This window comes from Blautia faecis (assembly GCF_027662325.1).
GTDB lineage: Bacteria > Bacillota > Clostridia > Lachnospirales > Lachnospiraceae > Blautia_A > Blautia_A faecis.
This window is the reverse complement of sequence record NZ_JAQDKY010000027.1, coordinates 24,164-44,155: the sequence shown is the minus strand read 5'-3', so window position 1 is coordinate 44,155 and position 19,992 is coordinate 24,164. Positions and strand designations below refer to the sequence as shown.

Sequence of the window (19,992 nt, the reverse complement as noted above, 5' to 3'; positions counted from 1 at the left end):
TTCCTCGGAGAATGGAAATGCGGTAAGCTTTTAGGCAAATATGGGATTGTGTCTGAATTTCAGACACAGTCCTTTTTTTGTCCGTTCCTTTTTGAAATTTATCTTACTATAATAAATTTATGAAAAGCAGAAAGGAGAATCAGAATGAATTCGTCAGGAACTTTGAAAATAGCACGAAATGGATATATAGTGATGGCAGTTGTTTTCTGTGCTTTGGGAATTTTTTTGATGGCTGTTCCGGAAAAAGCTGTGAAAATAATTTGTGTTCTTGCAGGAATTCTGTTCCTTGCAGATGGAATTATAAAAATAATCGGATATTTTTCCAGAGATTTTTACTGTCTGGCTTTTCAATTTGACCTTGGCTTTGGAATTCTCATGATTGCAGTTGGAATTCTGATTCTGGTGAGAAGGGAAGCCATACTAAGACTGATTTTCGTGATTTTCGGTCTGGTGATTCTGACCGATGCATTGCTTCGGATCCAAATGTCAGTGGAAGCGAAAAAATTCGGCTTGAAGCTCTGGTGGGCAGTTTTGCTTATCGCAGTAGCAACCGGAATATTTGGAATGCTTCTTCTTGTTGATCCGGCAGGAGGTGCAAAGCTGACTGTGGTTTTTACAGGCGTGGCATTTCTGTTGGAGGGAATACTGAAGCTTTGCGTGGTAGTATACACTGTGAAAATCCGTGAGAATGAAAATGTAGTCTGGGAAGATGAATTCAGAGAAATTTAAAGGAGGAGCATTATGAAACTGATTGATAAAGCAAAACAGGCAGCCGTAGAAAGCGCTGTAACAAAAGCATTAGAATATCTGGAAAAGGATCCGGAGACAAACATTCCGAAGCTGATGGAGCTAGTTGACAAATTCACTCCGCAGGACTGGTATAAGAGTCAGAGGGATGCCATTCGTAATGCAATCCAGGACACAGATAGCAACTGGTATAAGCTGATCATGAATCTGTATCAGCTGGATCCAGGTGTTCGAAAAGTATTTTTCCAGAACTTTATTGTAAATGCCAGCTTAAAGGGAAGTGCAAGACAGGAAGAGGTTGCTGCACAGAACAATTGCAATGTTCCGTGGGCAATCCTTCTGGATCCTACAAGTGCCTGTAATCTGCATTGCACAGGATGCTGGGCAGCAGAGTATGGTCACAAGCTGAACCTGGATCTGGAGACCATTGACTCCATTATCAGACAGGGTAAAGAGCTTGGTGTTTACATGTATATTTATACCGGTGGTGAACCTACTGTACGTAAGAAGGATCTTATTAAACTTTGTGAGATGCATCCGGATTGTGAGTTCCTTTCCTTCTCAAACGGGACACTTTTCGATGAGGAATTCTGTGATGAAATCTTAAGAGTAAAGAACTTCGTTCCGGCATTCAGTCTGGAAGGTTCCGAGGAAGCCAACGACGGACGCCGTGGAGAGGGAATCTATCAGAAGGTTATGCATGCAATGAAACTGTTGAAGGACAGAGGTCTTCCATTTGGAGTTTCCACCTGCTATACAGGCATGAACGTAGACAGTGTAAGCAGTGAGGAATATTTTGACAAGCTGATTGACTGTGGTGCATTATTTGCATGGTTCTTCCATTACATGCCAGTTGGAAATGATGCTTCACCGGAGCTTCTTCTTACACCGGACCAGCGAGAAGAAATGTATCATGCAATTCGTAAATTCAGAAGCACAAAAGCAATCTTTACGCTGGATTTCCAGAATGATGCTGAATTTGTACATGGATGTATTGCAGGTGGAAGACATTATCTGCATATTAATGCAAATGGTGATGTGGAGCCTTGTGTATTCATCCATTATTCAAACTGCAATATAAAAGATACTTCTCTTCTGGACGCACTGAAGAGCCCGATTTTCCAGGCTTATCATGATAACCAGCCTTTCAACGAGAACATGCTTCGTCCATGTCCAATGCTGGAGAATCCGGAGATCCTGCGTAAATTAGTTGCAGAGACCGGCGCGAAATCCACTGATCTTCAGTCACCGGAGAGTGCAGAGCATCTTTGCGGCAAATGTGATAAATATGCAGCCTGCTGGAAAGAGAGAGCAGATCAGCTGTGGGATGAGAGACAGAAGGAAAAGGCAGAAAAAGCCAGATGCTGATAGTTTGCTGCAGGAATATGCAGAAAGAATGATTTCATAATAAAGTCTGAGTATAGTATGTCGCTTGAAACGGCATCTGTACTCAGACTTTTTTGTGCATGAGGAGAAAAAAACAGAGGACTAATAATTGTATGCACCCTCATAAGCATTGCAGCGCTCCTTGCGCTTCGACTGATTTTCGCAGCTGCTGCACCTGTCGCAGAATTCCTGTTCATAGCAGGTGGAACAGACGCAGCCCTTGCAGGCGTTGCGGTCGTAGGCGGAGGTACAGGTGTAAGGAAGTTTATTATCGGTAGTGTTTTCTGACATTTGAATCACGCTCCTTTTTAATGTGATTATAGTGCGAAAAAATATGTGGTTCAATGGGAAAAATCCGAAAAAAGTGAGGCAGATTTTTGGGCACTTTTTCAGGGAAGAAGATTAACAAAATTGACGTGTGTACAGTTTTCTGCTATCATAAATTTGTTCTTTGATATTAGGCGAAATGAAAGTCAGTTACATTGCGTTTGTGGCGATTCCCAGGGGTTGTCCGCATTCGTGCTATAAATGATTCATGATTTTACTTATACAGATATGCTTCATGGATGACATTCAGGATTTTTGTGCGAAATAATAGAAAATGAGGTAAAAATAAAATGTGGATAGCAAATGGCTGGAAAGAATACGAAGTAATTGATACTTCCTGCGGCGAGAAACTGGAGAGATGGGGAAAATATCTCCTTGTCCGTCCGGATCCGCAGGTAATCTGGGATACACCGAAGACAGAGCCAGGATGGCGCAAGATGAACGCACACTATCACCGCAGCTCCAAGGGAGGCGGTGAATGGGAGTTCTTTGATCTGCCCCAGCAGTGGGATCTTCATTACAAGAATCTTACGTTCCATCTGAAACCATTCAGCTTCAAGCACACCGGTCTTTTCCCGGAGCAGGCAGCAAACTGGGACTGGTTTGGAGACAAGATCCGCAAGGCTGGCAGACCGATCAAGGTTCTGAATCTGTTTGCTTATACAGGTGGTGCAACTCTTGCGGCGGCAGCCGCAGGTGCATCCGTTACACACGTAGATGCCTCTAAGGGAATGGTTACCTGGGCGAAAGAGAATGCGGCAGCAAGTGGTCTTGCTGATGCACCAATCCGCTGGCTGGTAGATGACTGCGTGAAGTTTGTAGAGCGTGAAATCCGCCGGGGGAATCACTATGACGCAATTATCATGGATCCTCCGTCCTATGGAAGAGGACCAAAAGGCGAGATCTGGAAAATTGAGGATGCCATTCATCCCCTGGTGAAGCTTTGCACAAAGATTCTCAGCGATGATCCCCTGTTTTTCCTGATCAATTCCTACACCACCGGACTTGCTCCGGCTGTACTTACTTATATGCTGGCAACAGAGATGAAGAAGTATAAGGGACATGTAGATTCCCAGGAAATTGGTATTCCGGTGAAGTCAAATGGGCTGGTATTGCCATGCGGTGCTTCTGGAAGATGGGAAGCGGTTTAAGTTACTGTTCACTGGTAACATTCCGCGAAGTGTTTTTTGTGAACAAAGTTCACAGAAAACCCGAGAGTTGCGGCGCGAAATCATGCAAAGCATGATTTCTGTGCATCGCGAAGCGTGTTACTGTGAACGAAGTGAACAGTAACCGGTTTAAGAGGGATTTTATATAAAATAGAGCCAAACACTTGACAACCGACAATTTAGCATACTAAAATGGAAAAGATATACGAGGAGGATACACCAAACAGGCAATTGCCGAAGGAGGAATTTATGAAAAAATATACCGAAATGAATCATGAAGAGCTTCTGGCACTGAAAAAAGAGCTGGACAAAGAATTTGAAGAGATCAAGGCACAGGGACTTGCCCTTGATATGTCAAGAGGAAAGCCAAGCAATGCACAGCTGGAACTTTCTATGGAAATGATGGACGTTCTGAAGGGCGATTCAGATCTGAAATGCGAGACCGGAGTAGATTGCCGTAACTACGGTGTGATCGATGGTATTCCGGAAGCCAAGCGTCTTCTTGGAGAAATGTCTGAGGTAGATCCGGAACACATTATCATATATGGAAACTCAAGCCTGAACGTTATGTTCGACAGTATCGCACGTTCCATGACTCAGGGTGTAATGGGAAATACTCCATGGTGCAAGCTTGACAAGGTGAAATTTCTCTGTCCGGTACCTGGTTATGACCGTCACTTCAAGATCACCGAATTTTTCGGAATCGAGATGATCAATGTTCCGATGACTCCACAGGGACCGGATATGGACATGGTAGAGAAGCTGGTAAGTGAAGATGCAGCGATCAAGGGAATCTGGTGTGTTCCGAAATACTCCAACCCACAGGGTTACACTTACTCCAAAGAAACCGTAGAGCGTTTTGCAAGACTGAAACCGGTAGCACCGGACTTCCGTATTTACTGGGATAATGCATACAGCATCCATCATCTCTATGATGATAATCAGGATTTCCTGGTTGAAATTCTTGGTGAGTGTGCAAAAGCTGGTAATCCTGATCTTGTTTATAAATTTACATCCACTTCAAAGGTAAGCTTCCCAGGATCTGGAATCGCTGCCGTTGCAGCTTCCAAGGCAAACCTGGATGATTTCCGCAAATATATGCAGGTTCAGACCATCGGTCATGATAAACTGAACCAGCTCCGTCACGTAAGATTTTTCAAGGATCTTGACGGACTTCACGCCCACATGAGAAAACACGCAGATATCCTCCGCCCGAAATTCGAGCTGGTTCTGGATACGCTTGACAAAGAACTTTCCGGACTTGGAATCGGTGAGTGGACCAAGCCACACGGCGGATATTTCATCTCTTTTGATTCCCTGGATGGCTGCGCAAAGGCAATTGTAGCCAGAGCAAAAGAGGCTGGTGTTGTCCTTACTGGCGCAGGTGCTACTTATCCATACGGCAAGGATCCGAAAGATTCCAACATCCGTATTGCACCATCCTTCCCTACACTTGAGGATCTTGGCAAAGCAGCACAGGTATTCGTACTTTGTGTGAAGCTTGTCAGTGTAGAAAAACTTCTCGGCTAAAAGCGTGTTGCTGTGAACGGTAACCTTTCCGTAAAAGGTGAGCCGCTATTTTCAAACAGGCTCTGAAATCGGAAATTTGCGCATAGAATGTAACCATGCCAGATCAGGAAAAGTACCTGATCTGGCATATAAAAAGAGGCAGAGTAATCTACTGTTATTTGTGAACAGTAATCATCTGCTTTTTATTGTCTTTACCCGTCTGCATTTGGAAGGCATAAATAAATGCCGACTATGGAGTTTATTTCCTGCATAAGGTTAAACAGAAGATGTAGTCGTGTAAAGGCAATAAGAATTCATCATAAGCAGGGAGGAATTTATGGCAAAAAATAAGGAAAAAGCAGGCGCAGGAAGAACGATTGTTATTTTACTTGTGGTTTTGCTGCTGCTTCTTACAGCAGGAGCTTATGGATATGGCGTGCACTACTTTTCCAGTCATTTTCTTCCAGGCTCTATGGTGAATGGGTTTAATTGTTCCTACATGACTTCGGAAGACACCGAGGACCTTCTGAACCAGCGTGTAGGCGCTTATGTTCTTGCTGTGGAGACCATGAAAAACGGTCAGGAAGCCATTTCCGCCCAGGATGTGGGGCTTTCCTATGTGTCTACCGGCATTGTGAAGCAGTTGATCAAAGATCAGGATCGATTTACCTGGTTTCTTGCTTTTAACCAGGATAAGAATTATGATATTTCAGAATCCCTCAGCTATAACGTGGAGCTGATGGGGCAAGCTGTTGATAATCTGAAATGCATGCAGCCAGAGAATGTAGTCCAGCCTGTGGATGCCCAGATCCAGGATACCGGAGATACTTTTGAAATCATTCCGGAAGTAATGGGAAATGCTCTGGATCGCACTAAGACGGAGGAAGTGATTTCCGCAGCCATGCTCCGAGGAAAAACTTCTGTAAATCTGGAGAACGAGAGCTGCTACCGGAAGCCTTCGGTATACAGCACAGATGAACAGCTGAAAGCCAATTGTGAAAAAATGAACCAGCTTGTCAAGGTGATCATAACTTATGACTTTGCTGATCGTACTGAGACTGTGGACCGTACCTTGATCAAGAACTGGTTCGGTTATGATGAGGATGGCAATGTGATACTGGATGAAAATCTGGTGCGGCAGTATGTGGCAGACCTTGGGCTGAAATATGATACCATGGGACAGACCAGGACATTTCTGACTTACGATAATCGCCAGGTGGAAATTAAAGGCGGCGATTACGGCTGGGTGATCGATCAGGACGAAGAAGTAAAAGCGCTGATCGCTGCTATCGAAAGCGGTGTTACCCAGGTTCGTGAGCCTGTTTATCTGTATTCAGGCTATAGTCGCGGAACCAATGATATTGGTTCCACCTACGTGGAGATAGATCTGACAAACCAGCGTCTTGTTTTTTACCAGAAGGGAACTCCGATCGTGGATACACCTATTGTAAGTGGAAATCCGGATATTGAAGGCTGTGGCACTCCTACAGGCTGTTATGCACTGGATGCCAAGGAATCTCCGGCTGTGCTTACAGGAGAGGATTATGAGGCAAATGTGACCTATTGGATGCCTTTTGCAGGAAATGTGGGAATTCACGACGCTTCCTGGCGGTCTGAGTTTGGAGGAAATCTTTATCTGTGGGAAGGCTCCCATGGATGTGTAAATGTTCCATATGACAAGGCGGCCGAGATTTATGCAAATATTGAGATTGGCATGCCGGTGGTTGTGTATGAGTAACTATTCAGTAGAGAATATTCCGCGAGGTGTTTTGGAAAACGATGTACTAGGTTCACTGCCTCTGGGAAATTCAGCGCGAAATCATGCGAATGCATGATTTCTGTACATGGCAAAGCGTGTAACTGTGAAGAAACTGAACAGTTACGTTTACGAACAAAAAAGGAGATATAAGATTATGAAGATAGTAGTTTTGGCTGGAGGAACCAGTACGGAGAGAGAGATTTCCATTGTATCCGGTACCGGAATCTGCGGTGCACTGCGCCAGAAAGGTCATGAGGCAATACTTGTAGATATTTTCTGTGGAGTTGAGAATGTAGACTGGGAGAATCCTTTCCCGGCTGAATATGATGTGGAAAAAGCAGCAGAGTATATGAGCAGCTTCAATCCGCAGATCAAGGAGATGGAGAAAAAACGCAGAAGCTTTTTCGGACCAAATGTTCTGGAACTTTGTGAAAAATGTGACATTGTGTTCCTTGGACTTCACGGCGCAAATGGTGAGGATGGAAAGGTGCAGGCTACCTTTGACCTGCTGGGAATCCGTTACACAGGAACCGGTTATCTCAGCAGTGCCATGGCTATGGATAAGCGTATCACCAAGGAAGTTTTCCTGATGAACCATGTTCCTACCCCAGGCGGATTTACCATGACAAGAGACAATCTGGAGAAAGACATTGCTAAGCATGGACTGGAATTCCCGGTAGTTGTAAAAACAAGCTGCGGCGGTTCCAGCGTAGGTGTTTATATTGTAAATGATCAGAAAGAATACGAAGAGGCTCTTACAGATGCATGCCAGTATGGCGCGGATATTGTTGTGGAGGAGTATATCAAAGGCCGTGAATTTTCTGTTGCAGTTGTGGATGACAAGGCGTATCCGATCATCGAGATTGCTCCGATCCAGGGATTCTATGACTACAAGAACAAATATCAGGCTGGCTCTACTGTAGAGACCTGCCCGGCTGAGATTTCTCCGGAGCTCACAGCAAAAATGCAGGAGAATGCAGTGAAGGCAGCAAAAGCACTGGGACTTACTGGCTACAGCCGTCTGGATTTCATGATGAAAGAGAACGGAGATATGTACTGTCTGGAAGCAAATACCCTTCCGGGAATGACTCCTACCAGTCTGATTCCTCAGGAGGCGAAAGTACTGGGAATGGATTATCCGACGCTTTGCGAGGAACTGATCCGGATTTCTTTAAAGAAGTACGAATAATATACCGAATATTTATATTACATATAAAAAGGATTAAATAAAATGAAAAATCTTACCCTGGAAAACCTGACCAAGGTCTGCGGCGGTGTTTATTCCGGACCGTCTGACAAGCTGGAGCAGGAGGTTTCCTCTATTACAACAGACAGCCGGAAAGCAGAAGCCGGAACCTTATTTGTTCCCATCGTAGGCGAACGTGTAGATGCCCATAAATTTATTCCCCAGGTGATGGAGGCAGGTGCGCTTGCTACCTTATCTGAGAGAATCCTGGAGAATGCTGATTTCCCATATATCAAGGTAGAATCTTCCCTTCAGGCTGTAAAGGACATTGCAGAATTTTACCTGCAGCAGCTTCAGATTCCGGTTGTTGGAATTACCGGAAGTGTGGGAAAAACAAGTACAAAAGAGGTAATTGCCTCTGTCCTGAAAGAGAAATACCGTACCCTGAAAACACAGGGAAACTTTAACAATGAGTTAGGTCTTCCACTCACCGTATTCCGCCTTCGTGACGAGGATGAGATCGCAGTTCTGGAAATGGGAATCAGCGATTTTGGTGAGATGACCCGACTTGCGAAGATTGCAAGACCCGATACCTGTGTGATCACGAATATTGGCACCTGCCATCTGGAGAACCTGGGTGACAGAGACGGTGTGTTGAAAGCGAAAACCGAAATTTTTAAATATCTGAAAAAAGATGGACATATTGTATTAAACGGTGACGATGATAAGCTTTGCACTGTGAAAGAATATGAAGGAATTAAGCCTGTATTCTTCGGTATGGAGTCAGATAAGGATATTTATGCGGATGAGATCGTGAGCAGAGGGTTGAAAGGCATGACCTGCCGCATTCACGTAGGTGAGGAGTCTTTCACGACAGATATCCCAATGCCTGGCCGTCATATGGTATACAATGCCCTGGCAGCAACTGCAGTTGGTCGTATTTACGGACTGACGCTGGAGCAGATCCGTCATGGAATTGAGACCCTGGAAGCCATCAGCGGCAGATTCCACATGATCGAGACAGACCGTTTCCTTATCGTAGACGATTGTTATAATGCCAACCCAATGTCCATGAAAGCATCACTGGATGTGCTGAAAGATGGTGCTGGCAGAAGAGTGGCAATCTTAGGCGACATGGGAGAGCTTGGAGAGAATGAAGTTCAGCTTCACGCAGAGGTAGGCGAGCATGCAGCCCAGTGTGGAATTGACGTTTGCATCTGCACCGGCCCTCTTTCCGCAAACATTGCGAAGATGGCGAGAAAGAACCCGGAGCTTATCGTTATAGAAGAACCGGACCGTGACAGCCTTTTGTCCCATCTGTCTGATTATGTGCAGACCGGTGATACCATTTTGGTAAAGGCGTCTCACTTTATGCAATTTGAGAAAGTGGTAGCTGCATTGCAGGAAATGTAGGGAAGATAATGTATTGCCCTTTAAGCAGACTCTGTAGATATAATCAGAATCTGTTTAAGGGGCATTTACATTTATTTCCGCGATATATTTGACTTATAGCGCGAAAAATCAATGCTATTCCGCAATATATCATACTTATTCCGCAATAAATCAAAAACTAATTGATATATTGCGGAAAGTCTTTATATAAGTGATCATAAAATAGGAAAATATGCAGAGAAACCACAGGATAAGCGGGATTCACCGAGAATTTGACGAACGATTTATGTTTCATACAGAACAGGACAGCGGTATAATGTTCGTAAAAGGTTACTGTTTATTGGCAATGTTCCGCCAGGTATTTTTTGAAATCAGGTTTATACAAAAAAAGAGAACTGCGGTGCAAAGATATTGAACAGTTTCCCAATTTGAAAGAAAGCATGGGAGGACATTATGCTGGAGAAAATTATGGATCTGCAGATATTGCTCTACAGTATGGCGGCCCTTGGGACCCTTGGAGCAATTGGAATGCTGACGACAAACCTCACCTACAGAAGAATGCTGAAAAGTACCGGAAGCAAAAACACAGGCACGAAAAACACCCAAGGAGCAGGCAGCAGTCAGCGGATCAGCCTGAAGGAAAAATGGCTGAGACTTTGGAAAACACGGGACAGGCTTCTTCACAGAATGAATCGGCTGGTGTGGTATCCGGCACTTTTGTCCACTGTGATTCTTGGCTGTGCCATCTATTTTTCCAAGACGTTAAGGATAGAAGAGGGACTTCCTCTGACTTATCTGTATGTGGGCGCCACTGTACCGGTGGTGTTATTGCTTTTACGTCAGGCGTTGGATTTTTCTTACAAAGAAGAGCTGGTGATGGATACGTTGGCAGATTATGTGGAGCAGATGAGAAGCTGGACAGAAGAGATTCCAGCCGCGAAAAAAGCGGACCCTGTTTTACAGGAAGAAATCGTGGATAAGATTACCAGTAGCATCAAGCAGACAGCTGCTTCCGGAAGTCATTTCAGTAAGATGCTGACTCCTGAGGAAGAGAAGATTATGAGGGAAATTATCCGGGAATTTATGGCTTGACAATTACAGAATGGTAGATGAGGGCGCAGGCACTATCAGCCTTGCGCTCTTGTATTTTGAGGATTATTGTTTTCCCCATTTACAGCAACACGCTGCGCAAACTTAATTCTCGGGGGTTCTGTGAACTTTGTTCACAAAAAACACCTCGCAGAACATCACCAGTGAATAATAACAGGATAGTAACACTTATTGTACATTTTATAGTTTGGGATTGCATTTTCCCGGAGAAAACGGTATTTTATAAAACAGATGAGGAAACGCACGACTATATAAATGAGCACAGAAGAAAGCGAGGAGCACATTATGAAAATTGTAATTCTGGAAGCAGACAGCCTGGGACAGGATATGGTATTTACTCCATTTGAGGCACTGGGCGAAGTAGTAATATATCGAAGTACAACAGCAGATGAAATGGAAGAAAAGACAAAAGACGCAGATGTGATCGTGGCCAACAAGGTTCCAATCTGCGAGTCTACCATTGGAAAAGCACAGAACCTAAAGCTGGTCTGCCTGACCGCAACAGGCTTTAACAACCTGGATGGAGACTATCTGAAAAAGAGGGGAATTGCAGCTTACAATGTTGCCGGATACTCTACAAACGGAGTGGCACAGCATACCTTCGCTCTTCTTTTCTATATTCTGGAAAAACTGAATTATTACGACAATTACGTAAAATCCGGAGAATATGCAAGAGGAACCTGTTTCTCCCATTTCGGACAGAATTTCTTCGAGCTGGATGGAAAAACCTGGGGAATTATCGGTCTTGGCGCAATTGGAAACAGGGTGGCGCAGATTGCCAAGGCATTTGGCTGCCATATTATCTGCTATTCCGCTTCCGGGAAGAAATACAATACAGAATATGAACAGGTAAGCCTGGATGAGCTTCTTTCCCGCTCTGATATTCTTTCCGTCCATGCACCGCTGAACGGGTACACGGAGAATCTGATGACACTGGAAAAATTCCGCAAGATGAAGAAATCCGCTATTTTCCTGAATCTTGCGCGAGGCGCCATTGTAAATGAGCCAGATTTGTATACAGCTCTTACCGAAGGCTCCATTGCAGGTGCAGGCCTTGATGTTCTTTGCAAAGAGCCAATGAATCCGGAGAATCCGCTTCTTAAGATCCAGAACAGCAATAAACTGATCATTACTCCGCATATTGCATGGGCTGCGAAAGAGACCAGATTCCGCGTAGTGGATGAAGTGGTGAAAAACATTCAGCGGTTCCAACGTGACGACAGGACAAACAGGGTATATTAAAGTTTCGGGCCAGGGATAGATTAGAGTGTGTTGTGGACATGCTCTAATCTATTATTGAAGATAAGAAACAGTTTCGTTATAATTAAAGAAAAAGTGTTTGAGAATGTCTGATACAGAAGGGAGACTACATGGCAAAGAAATACTATGCAGTAAGAACAGGCAGAAAAACAGGTGTATTTATGACCTGGGCAGAGTGTCAGAAACAGGTCACGGGATTTTCGGGAGCAGAATTTAAGAGCTTTCCCACTATGGAAGAGGCACAGGCATTTGCTGGTGTGAGTGCAGAGGGCATCCCGGATACACTTTCCAGGGCAGAAAAACCTGCGTCAGACCAGGTGATTGCCTACGTAGATGGCAGTTACCGCTCTGACACCGGCGAATTTTCCTACGGAATGGTCATCCTGAAGGATGGAGAAGAGCACACATTCTGCGAAAAAATGACAGACAAAGAGCTGGCACTGATGCATAATGTAGCAGGAGAAATCAAAGGCTCCGAAGCGGCAATGCAGTATGCTGTGGATCATAATATTCCGGAAATCACCATTTACCATGATTATGAAGGCATTGCCAAATGGTGTACCGGTGCCTGGAAAGCTACCAAACCCGGAACAATTGCGTATCAGGCCTTTTACCGGGAAGCCGTGAAGAAAGTAAAAGTCCATTTTGTAAAAGTAAAAGGACACTCCAACGACAAATACAACGATATGGCTGACCAGCTTGCAAAAAAAGCTCTCGGAATCCTGTAGCGGATCCGGGAGCTTTTGTAATCTGTGCGCCGCATATATTTTGTCTGAACTTAGTTACTGCAGCCAGTACAGCGAATATTAACCATTTATGAAATCTTATATTTCAAAACCGGGTAAAGTCCATAAGAACCATAGGTTGCACCGTAATACTTGCTGTAACTCTTTGCTTCTGCGAAAAGCGGGTCATAAACATACCCGTTGATCTCGCACCATGCGTGGGCATTGTTGTTGCTCTGCACAGCGTCGGCACATACATAAACATTCTTGTATCCGATTGCCTTGGCGAGGTAAGCAAATGCGCCAGCGTCAGAAACGCAGTCTCCGTTGTGATGGAGAAAATGGTCATTTGCAAAAGTAGCCGGCCAGTCCTTGCCGCCCTGGTCAAAATCACGCCAGATATTATAATAGCCCTTGATCACCCAGTTGAAACATGTCTGAAGCTTCTGGGATTTGGACATGCTGGAATTGGTGATCTCTGCTGCAATCTGCTTGGAGCGGAGGTTGGCAATCTGAACCTGAGTCATTCTCTTTCCGCTGGCAGTATAGTAGGTAGAACCCTTTTTTCTGCCGATTACATGACTTTTATTGTCGATGTAGTAAGTAAATCCCCTGTAACCTTTATTAACAGTAGTATTTTTTAATAGGGTTCCCTTGGCACTGAAATAGAAATAATTCTTGCCAATCTTCTGGAAACCGGTGAGGCGTTTTCCTTTTCGATAGTATCTTCTGATTCCGGATTTGGTCTTCACCCAGCCTTTTTTCTGTGGCTTTTTTGGTGTCGGAGTAGGGGTGGCAATAACAGTTTCCGTTACCTGAGAAGGTGCAGCTTCAGCTGCGTTTGCAGTTACCGGAGTAAGGGCAAGTACTGCGCTGGTGAGAACCAGCATAAACATTTTTGTCTTTTTCATCATTCTCCTCCATCTTCCTCTATTACCTGTATTTCCAGGTAATCAAAGTCAATCTGTTCAATAAAATTATCCTGATAAAAACGTGTTTTACTGTGCTTCTTAAAATCCCGCACCGTAGTATCCAGCCAGATTGGATTACCAAGATCCAGCTCATAACAGATCTGCTCCAGACAGTGAAAAACCTTGTGCGTTCTGGTCTCCTGGCGGTCATCACAGATCACGGTATCCTTCAGCATATGGTTATCTTTCCAGATTCGTCCCCAAAGGCGAAACATCTTAGAACACCTCCCATTATTTCAGTGTTGGTAGATTCTACCTTATCACTGATTTGAAAAAGTTGCAACAGAAATGTGGAGCAAAATTACAGACCATTTTTTGCAAAAAAAGCTTTTTAGCACGCTAAAGTGTTTTTGCTTGACCCTTTCGGAGAAATCTACTATAATTAACGATAATGTTGCTGCTGTTCACAAAAAATACCTCTCAGAATGTTGCTGGTGAACAGCTGTATAATATTTGTTACTTATAAATCTCTCAAGATGAGGAGGAGCTTTATTATGAAATTATATGATACTGGCGTGTATCTGCAGAATGGAAAGGAAATCATTCCGGCAGCTGAAGCCCAGCTTCCTGTTTCCAGAGAAGATGCAGCAAGAAATACCATTGCCTATTCTATTTTAAAAGCCCATAATACTTCTGGTAATATGGACAAGCTTCAGATTAAATTTGATAAACTGACATCCCATGATATTACTTTTGTAGGAATTATCCAGACTGCACGTGCTTCCGGACTGGAGCGTTTTCCGGTACCGTATGTTCTGACAAACTGTCACAATTCTCTCTGTGCAGTAGGCGGTACTATTAATGAGGATGACCATATGTTTGGTCTTACCTGTGCGAAGAAATACGGCGGTGTCTATGTTCCGCCACATCAGGCAGTTATCCATCAGTTTGCCCGCGAAATGCTTGCTGAGTGCGGCAAGATGATCCTTGGCTCAGACAGCCATACCCGTTATGGCGCTCTTGGAACTATGGCTATGGGAGAGGGTGGACCGGAGCTTGTGAAGCAGCTCCTTTCCCAGACATATGATATTAATATGCCAGGAGTTGTTGCTATTTATCTGAAAGGAAGCCCACGTCCGGGCGTAGGACCGCAGGACGTTGCTCTTGCTATCATTGGTAAAGTATTTGCAAATGGTTATGTGAAGAATAAAGTAATGGAGTTCGTAGGTCCTGGCGTAGCTAATTTAAGTGCTGATTTCCGTATTGGAATCGATGTTATGACTACTGAGACTACCTGCCTTTCCTCTATCTGGCAGACAGATGAGAAGATTCAGGAGTTTTACGAGATCCATGGAAGAGCCCAGAGCTATAAAGAACTGAAACCGGGAGATGTGGCTTACTATGACGGCTGTGTGGAGATTGACCTTGGCGAGATCAAGCCAATGATCGCTATGCCGTTCCATCCAAGCAATACTTATACAATTGATGAACTGAATGCAAATCTGGATGACATTCTTGCCGATGTTGAGAAAAAAGCTCTGGTAAGTCTGGACGGCAAGGTTCCTTATACTCTCCGTAATAAGGTTGTAGACGGAAAGCTTTATGTTGACCAGGGAATTATTGCAGGATGTGCAGGCGGTGGATTTGAGAACATCTGTGCTGCAGCGGATATTCTCCGCGGAACCAGCATCGGTGCAGATGCCTTTACTTTAAGCGTATATCCGGCAAGTACTCCGATTTATATGGAACTGGCTAAGAATGGAGTTCTGGCAGATCTTCTTGAGACAGGTGCTGTTGTGAAAACTGCATTCTGCGGTCCATGCTTCGGTGCTGGAGATACTCCGGCAAACAATGCTTTCAGTATCCGCCATACCACCAGAAACTTCCCGAACCGTGAAGGCTCCAAGATCCAGAATGGTCAGATTTCTTCTGTTGCACTTATGGATGCCCGTTCTATCGCTGCTACAGCTGCAAACAAGGGATTCCTTACCTCTGCTGAGAATTTCACAGGAGAGTACAGAGGACAGAAATATTTCTTTGATAAAACGATTTACGATAACCGTGTATTTGACAGCAAAGGCGTGGCTGATCCGTCTGTTGAGATCCAGTTTGGACCGAACATCAAAGACTGGCCGAAGATGCCGGCACTTGCAGAGAATCTGGTTCTGAAGGTTGTTTCCGAAATTCACGATCCGGTAACTACTACCGACGAGCTGATCCCGTCCGGTGAGACTTCCTCCTACCGTTCCAATCCTCTTGGACTGGCTGAGTTTACTCTTTCCAGAAAGGATCCGGCTTATGTTGGACGGGCAAAAGAGGTTCAGAAAGCAGAGCATGCCATTGAGAACGGCGAATGTCCGCTGGATGCACTGCCAGAGCTGAAGCCGGTTATGGAAGCGGTGAACAAAGAGTATCCGGAAGCTGGCAAAGGCAATCTTGGCGTTGGAAGTACTATTTTCGCAGTGAAGCCCGGAGATGGTTCTGCCCGTGAGCAGGCTGCTTCCTGTCAGAAAGTACTTGGCGGGTGGGCAAACATTGCCAACGAATACGCTACCAAACGTTACCGTTCCAACCTGATTAACTGGGGAATGCTTCCATTCCTGATCCCGGCCGGTGATCTTCCGTTTGTAAACGGTGATTACCTGTTCTTCCCGGAAATCCGCAAGGCAGTGGAAGAGAAAGCCGACAGCATTACCGGTTATGTGGTAAAAGAGAGCGGACTGGTTCCGTTTACCGTAACACTTGGAGAGCTGACAGATGATGAGCGGGAAATCATCCTGAAAGGCTGTCTGATCAATTACAATAGAAAATAAAATGTTATGAGGCAGGTCATTCTTTTTGAGAGCGACCTGCCTTTTTATCAGAATTCCCTGTTACATAAAAAGCTCTACATGGTATGATCACACTGCAACGAAAAGGCAAATATCGCTCAATGTGTTTCTACATAGGCTAGAACGTGTTTAAAAAAGCATTTCCGCAATCTGCACGTCCCACTTTGCGGTATATTTTTCCCGAATTCGGTTGTCGTAGCCCGCTATGATACCCTCAACCGGACAAAATCTCCCACAAATCATGACGTATATCTTGCAGAAAGCCTTTTTTAAACACCTATTTAGACTTTTGCAAAAAGGAGCCTTTCTTGTTATATAAACAAATATTCTGAATAATTATAATAATTAGTAAAAAACACAGAAATACAACGTGAAACGCCAAAATAAAACAGAAATAAAACAAAAAATACACGAAAAAGTATTGACAAATAAGATCAGAGATGGTAATATAAGCTCATCAAAAGAAAAGAAAAACAACTTCATAAAGAAAGGAGCTTAGTGATTCCAATGGGAACATAAAATCTTTCTAATCAATATAAGAGAGACAGGAATCGCATTTCCTGCAAGAAGACCTGATACGAGAACCGTGTAAATAGAAAATAAAGTATCACTTGATTCAGCTGATACTTATAAACGTATCCAAGGTAAATAGAAGCGATTACTTATATTGAATAACTGTCCACCACTAATACAAAGATCTGGAACTTGTGTAAAGAAACATTTCTCCAGAGGATATAACCCCTTATCACAGATAAGCAGGATATCTTGAGATTCCTATTGAACCTTTAGAATATGAATCGAAACTTTGCATTAGAAGAATATCATAATTGATATTCCAGTCAGAAATAGATCAGGAACTTCCGCTCAAACTTTTTTGTATAATACATATAAGAGAGCATATGAACCAGTAAGTGGTTTTGGATTTAACCGAATTAAGTTTGAAATTGTTTATGATAATGATTCAGAGCCTGAGAAGTATATCCGATATTTCTGCAGAAGAAATTATAAAACGTGAATTATAATTTCAATCTATCAAACTTCTAAATAAACCGAATGATAAACATCATATCGTTTATGAGCAGGAAATAAGATAAGATATTTTAAATAAAAACTTAAAACTGAATATAGAACAACTGAATAAAGACCACGTAAATATTAAATTGTAAATCAATTTGAAAAACGAGGAAAAGACCATTGAATACTGAAGAATTTTAGGGCGGTCATCATTTGAAATATAAGTAAAATGATGACCGTCCTTTTCCATGCTGTGAGAGACAAAAAGCGGGATGATGTATTGGATACGAAGTGAACAGGAACCGATATGCAGCATAAAGCATACCGGAATAGAAAGTGTGAGCTTGTAAATCAGGCTTTAATCCGCTATAATGAGCGGAGAAAATTGGAAACTATGAGGGAAGCAGACGATGTTTAGTGGGAAAATAGAGGACTACATTCTTTTTGAAGATAAAGAGATTCTAGTTTGCTGTAAGCCAGCGGGAATTGCGGTACAGAATGCAAGAATCGGTGCCATGGATCTGGAGAGCAGCTTGAAAAATTATCTGGCAATGCAAGCCGGTGGTGGGAGAAGGATTCCATATCTGGCAGTAATCCACAGGCTGGATCAGCCGGTAGAAGGTATTCTTGTATTTGGGAAGACACCTGAGGCTGCGAAATCGTTAAGTGCACAGATTACAGCTGGAAAGATGGAAAAAATTTATCTGGCAGTAACATATGGACAGCAGGCCGAGGCTGGGAAAAAAGAAAAAGTTCTGGAGGATTACCTGAAAAAAGATGGAAAATCCAATACTTCTTCCGTGGTAAATGCGCACACTCCTGGTGCGAAGAAAGCCAGACTTTCCTATGAGGTTCTCGGTGAAGCTGTGGATGCAATTTCCGGAAAGAAAAAATGGCTGCTTCGAATTCATCTGGATACAGGCCGCCATCACCAGATCCGGGTTCAGATGGCTCATGCAGGAATGCCTTTGGCTGGTGATCGGAAATATGGTGCCGGAACGAATGTGACCATCGGGGCAGGCAGCTTGGCTCTGTGCGCCGCAAGCCTCACCTTTTTCCATCCGGTAACCGGAAAGGTGATGAAATTCGTGACAAAGCCGGAAGGGACTGAGTTTAAGGGGATTTCTATCCCGCAAATGTGAAAAAACCATAAAAACTATAGACGTGGAACCGAAATTGTGTATAATGTAAAAGCAAGATTAAACAAAGATGAAGACTGCGAAAAATAGTTATAAAAAGTTTCTATGAAAAACTTTAAACATTCAGATGAGGAGTGAATAAAATGAAAAAAGTAGCAGTGATACCTGCTGTTGTTCTGGCTGCATTATGCACCTTCACAGGCTGTAAGAAAGAAGAAGTGGAGAAAGTGATCGCGCCACTGGTTTCTGACGGGCAGACTACGGAATCCACAGAAGAAGCCCAGGAAGAAAAGGATCCTCTTATTCCTGAAATCGATACATCTGTAGAAATCCAGGCAGGATCCCGGGTAGCAGTTGTAAGCAAGAGTACAAGTGGAGAGTTCTGGGGACTGGTTAAGAAAGGAATGGAGCAGGCAATTGCCGATGTAAACGAGGCATATGGCTTCAAGAAAGAAGATCAGGTGACCATGACCTTTGAAGGCGCCAGTGATGAGAAAGATGTGGAGAGCCAGGTAAATACCATAGATGCGGTAATTGCAGAGAATCCGGATGTACTTTGTGTTTCTGCCAGCGATATGGATTCCCTTCAGGCGCAGCTGGAAGCTGCCAAGGAGAATGGAATCCCGGTTGTGGCATTTGACTCTGGTGTTACAGACAGCAAGATGGTCCGTGCATTTCGTGGTACGGATAATACCAGGGTGGGAGAAATTGCTGCGTATAGATTAGCCACAGCCATCGGAAAAATGGGTAAGGTTGCAGTCTTTTCTGCGCAGGAAAAGACGCAGAGCATTCAGGAACGTGTAAGCGGTTTTACCAATTATATCACCAATTATCCGGATATTGAAGTTGTGGAGATTGTTTATCAGGATCAGGTAGATGATATGACAGCTGCCATGCAGGAGGTTCTTGACAAATATCCGCAGCTGGACGGTGTTTTCTGCGATAATGCAGATATTGCCGATCTGTATCTGGACATGAAAAAGGATGAGACAAAGGATTCCATTGTGATGGTTGGTGTGGATGCCACAGCGAAACAACAGGAGGCTATCCGGAATGGTAAAGAGGTCGGTGTGGTTTCCCAGCAGCCTTACGCGATGGGATATCAGACCATCTGGACAGCACTTTTGACTACAGCACCAAAGAAGAGTGTGGAAATCAAGCGGAATGTGCGTATCGACCCGGCATGGATTGATTCCTCAAACATTGATGATCCTACATACAGTTCTTATTTGTATGCAAATTGAAATAGCTTTCATAAGAGGCACGTCATAATTTTCAGAAATGATTTCACAAACACGCTCTACGAATTTGGGCAAAATATGTCGCAAAGCGGGGCGTGCAGATTGCGAGAATGATTTTATAAATACGCTCTAAAATAAGATAGTGAGGTTCATAAGAAACTATGAAAGAGAAACTGCTTTGTACAGCATGAATTTACCAGGAATGGGAATGCTGATACAAGGCAGTTTTTTGTATATCAAAGGATATTGCAGTCAGAGCCTGTTTCAAACACATTCTAGTACATCG

17 protein-coding genes and 1 pseudogene are annotated in these 19,992 nt (G+C 43.7%); 13 read left to right on the top strand and 5 right to left on the bottom strand.

Annotated features, from left to right (window positions below; genetic code table 11):
* Positions 1–144 precede the first annotated feature (144 nt).
* The gene (locus PGQ38_RS12780) at positions 145–729 is read left to right on the top strand and encodes an HdeD family acid-resistance protein (protein ID WP_270432009.1); all 585 of its coding nucleotides are present in this window, start codon (positions 145–147) and stop codon (positions 727–729) included.
* Positions 730–741: 12 nt separating this feature from the next.
* Positions 742–2,115: a radical SAM/SPASM domain-containing protein gene (locus PGQ38_RS12775; RefSeq protein WP_270432007.1), complete on the top strand. Its 1,374-nt coding sequence runs from the start codon at positions 742–744 to the stop codon at positions 2,113–2,115.
* A 120-nt stretch (positions 2,116–2,235) separates the two neighbouring features.
* Here the strand turns inward: PGQ38_RS12775 and PGQ38_RS12770 are convergent, their stop codons facing one another.
* On the bottom strand, positions 2,236–2,424 hold the full coding sequence (locus PGQ38_RS12770; RefSeq protein WP_270432005.1) for a hypothetical protein: 189 nt from the start codon (positions 2,422–2,424) through the stop codon (positions 2,236–2,238).
* Between the two features lie 326 nt (positions 2,425–2,750).
* Here PGQ38_RS12770 and PGQ38_RS12765 point away from each other — a divergent pair, with 326 nt between their 5' ends.
* The 8 genes from PGQ38_RS12765 (at position 2,751) to PGQ38_RS12730 (ending at position 12,573) form a co-directional block, all read left to right on the top strand.
* The gene (locus PGQ38_RS12765) at positions 2,751–3,611 is read left to right on the top strand and encodes a class I SAM-dependent methyltransferase (RefSeq protein WP_173716844.1); all 861 of its coding nucleotides are present in this window, start codon (positions 2,751–2,753) and stop codon (positions 3,609–3,611) included.
* A gap of 267 nt (positions 3,612–3,878) precedes the next feature.
* A complete protein-coding gene (locus tag PGQ38_RS12760) occupies positions 3,879–5,159 on the top strand; it encodes an aspartate aminotransferase type Ic (RefSeq protein WP_270432003.1) in 1,281 nt (426 codons plus the stop codon).
* Between the two features lie 316 nt (positions 5,160–5,475).
* Entirely contained in the window at positions 5,476–6,876 is a 1,401-nt protein-coding gene (locus PGQ38_RS12755) for a L,D-transpeptidase family protein (protein ID WP_270432002.1), read from the top strand.
* Between the two features lie 175 nt (positions 6,877–7,051).
* Positions 7,052–8,086 (top strand): D-alanine--D-alanine ligase family protein, encoded by a 1,035-nt coding sequence (locus PGQ38_RS12750; protein ID WP_173716847.1) that lies wholly within the window; start codon positions 7,052–7,054, stop codon positions 8,084–8,086.
* 42 nt (positions 8,087–8,128) lie between these two features.
* On the top strand, positions 8,129–9,496 hold the full coding sequence (locus PGQ38_RS12745; protein WP_187565141.1) for a UDP-N-acetylmuramoyl-tripeptide--D-alanyl-D-alanine ligase: 1,368 nt from the start codon (positions 8,129–8,131) through the stop codon (positions 9,494–9,496).
* A gap of 432 nt (positions 9,497–9,928) precedes the next feature.
* Positions 9,929–10,567: a hypothetical protein gene (locus PGQ38_RS12740; protein WP_173716849.1), complete on the top strand. Its 639-nt coding sequence runs from the start codon at positions 9,929–9,931 to the stop codon at positions 10,565–10,567.
* Positions 10,568–10,870: 303 nt separating this feature from the next.
* The gene (locus PGQ38_RS12735) at positions 10,871–11,827 is read left to right on the top strand and encodes a D-2-hydroxyacid dehydrogenase (RefSeq protein WP_270431999.1); all 957 of its coding nucleotides are present in this window, start codon (positions 10,871–10,873) and stop codon (positions 11,825–11,827) included.
* Between the two features lie 128 nt (positions 11,828–11,955).
* Entirely contained in the window at positions 11,956–12,573 is a 618-nt protein-coding gene (locus PGQ38_RS12730) for a ribonuclease H family protein (RefSeq protein ID WP_270431996.1), read from the top strand.
* An 86-nt stretch (positions 12,574–12,659) separates the two neighbouring features.
* On the opposite strand, the gene PGQ38_RS12725 is transcribed toward PGQ38_RS12730, so the two are convergent.
* Both PGQ38_RS12725 and PGQ38_RS12720 read right to left on the bottom strand, forming a co-directional pair.
* Positions 12,660–13,484, bottom strand: coding sequence for a transglutaminase-like domain-containing protein (locus PGQ38_RS12725; protein ID WP_118582104.1), 825 nt, complete (start codon positions 13,482–13,484; stop codon positions 12,660–12,662).
* Positions 13,481–13,756 carry a hypothetical protein gene (locus PGQ38_RS12720; protein WP_118582107.1) on the bottom strand — a complete coding sequence of 92 codons (276 nt, stop codon included), beginning with the start codon at positions 13,754–13,756 and terminating at the stop codon, positions 13,481–13,483. The genes PGQ38_RS12725 and PGQ38_RS12720 overlap by 4 nt, the downstream gene beginning before the upstream one ends.
* A gap of 279 nt (positions 13,757–14,035) precedes the next feature.
* Here PGQ38_RS12720 and PGQ38_RS12715 point away from each other — a divergent pair, with 279 nt between their 5' ends.
* On the top strand, positions 14,036–16,294 hold the full coding sequence (locus PGQ38_RS12715; protein ID WP_173717840.1) for a hydratase: 2,259 nt from the start codon (positions 14,036–14,038) through the stop codon (positions 16,292–16,294).
* Between the two features lie 147 nt (positions 16,295–16,441).
* Here PGQ38_RS12715 and PGQ38_RS20770 read toward each other — a convergent pair whose 3' ends face one another.
* Complete coding sequence (locus PGQ38_RS20770; RefSeq protein ID WP_416385860.1) at positions 16,442–16,627, bottom strand: DUF6783 domain-containing protein; 186 nt, start codon at positions 16,625–16,627, stop codon at positions 16,442–16,444.
* A gap of 1,109 nt (positions 16,628–17,736) precedes the next feature.
* Here PGQ38_RS20770 and PGQ38_RS12710 point away from each other — a divergent pair.
* The gene (locus PGQ38_RS12710) at positions 17,737–18,468 is read left to right on the top strand and encodes an RluA family pseudouridine synthase (RefSeq protein ID WP_270431994.1); all 732 of its coding nucleotides are present in this window, start codon (positions 17,737–17,739) and stop codon (positions 18,466–18,468) included.
* Positions 18,469–18,608: 140 nt separating this feature from the next.
* The gene (locus tag PGQ38_RS12705) at positions 18,609–19,709 is read left to right on the top strand and encodes a substrate-binding domain-containing protein (protein ID WP_195993017.1); all 1,101 of its coding nucleotides are present in this window, start codon (positions 18,609–18,611) and stop codon (positions 19,707–19,709) included.
* Between the two features lie 56 nt (positions 19,710–19,765).
* Here the strand turns inward: PGQ38_RS12705 and PGQ38_RS20765 are convergent.
* Positions 19,766–19,822 (bottom strand): annotated as a pseudogene (locus PGQ38_RS20765) (DUF6783 domain-containing protein); the annotation flags it as partial.
* Positions 19,823–19,992 lie beyond the last annotated feature (170 nt).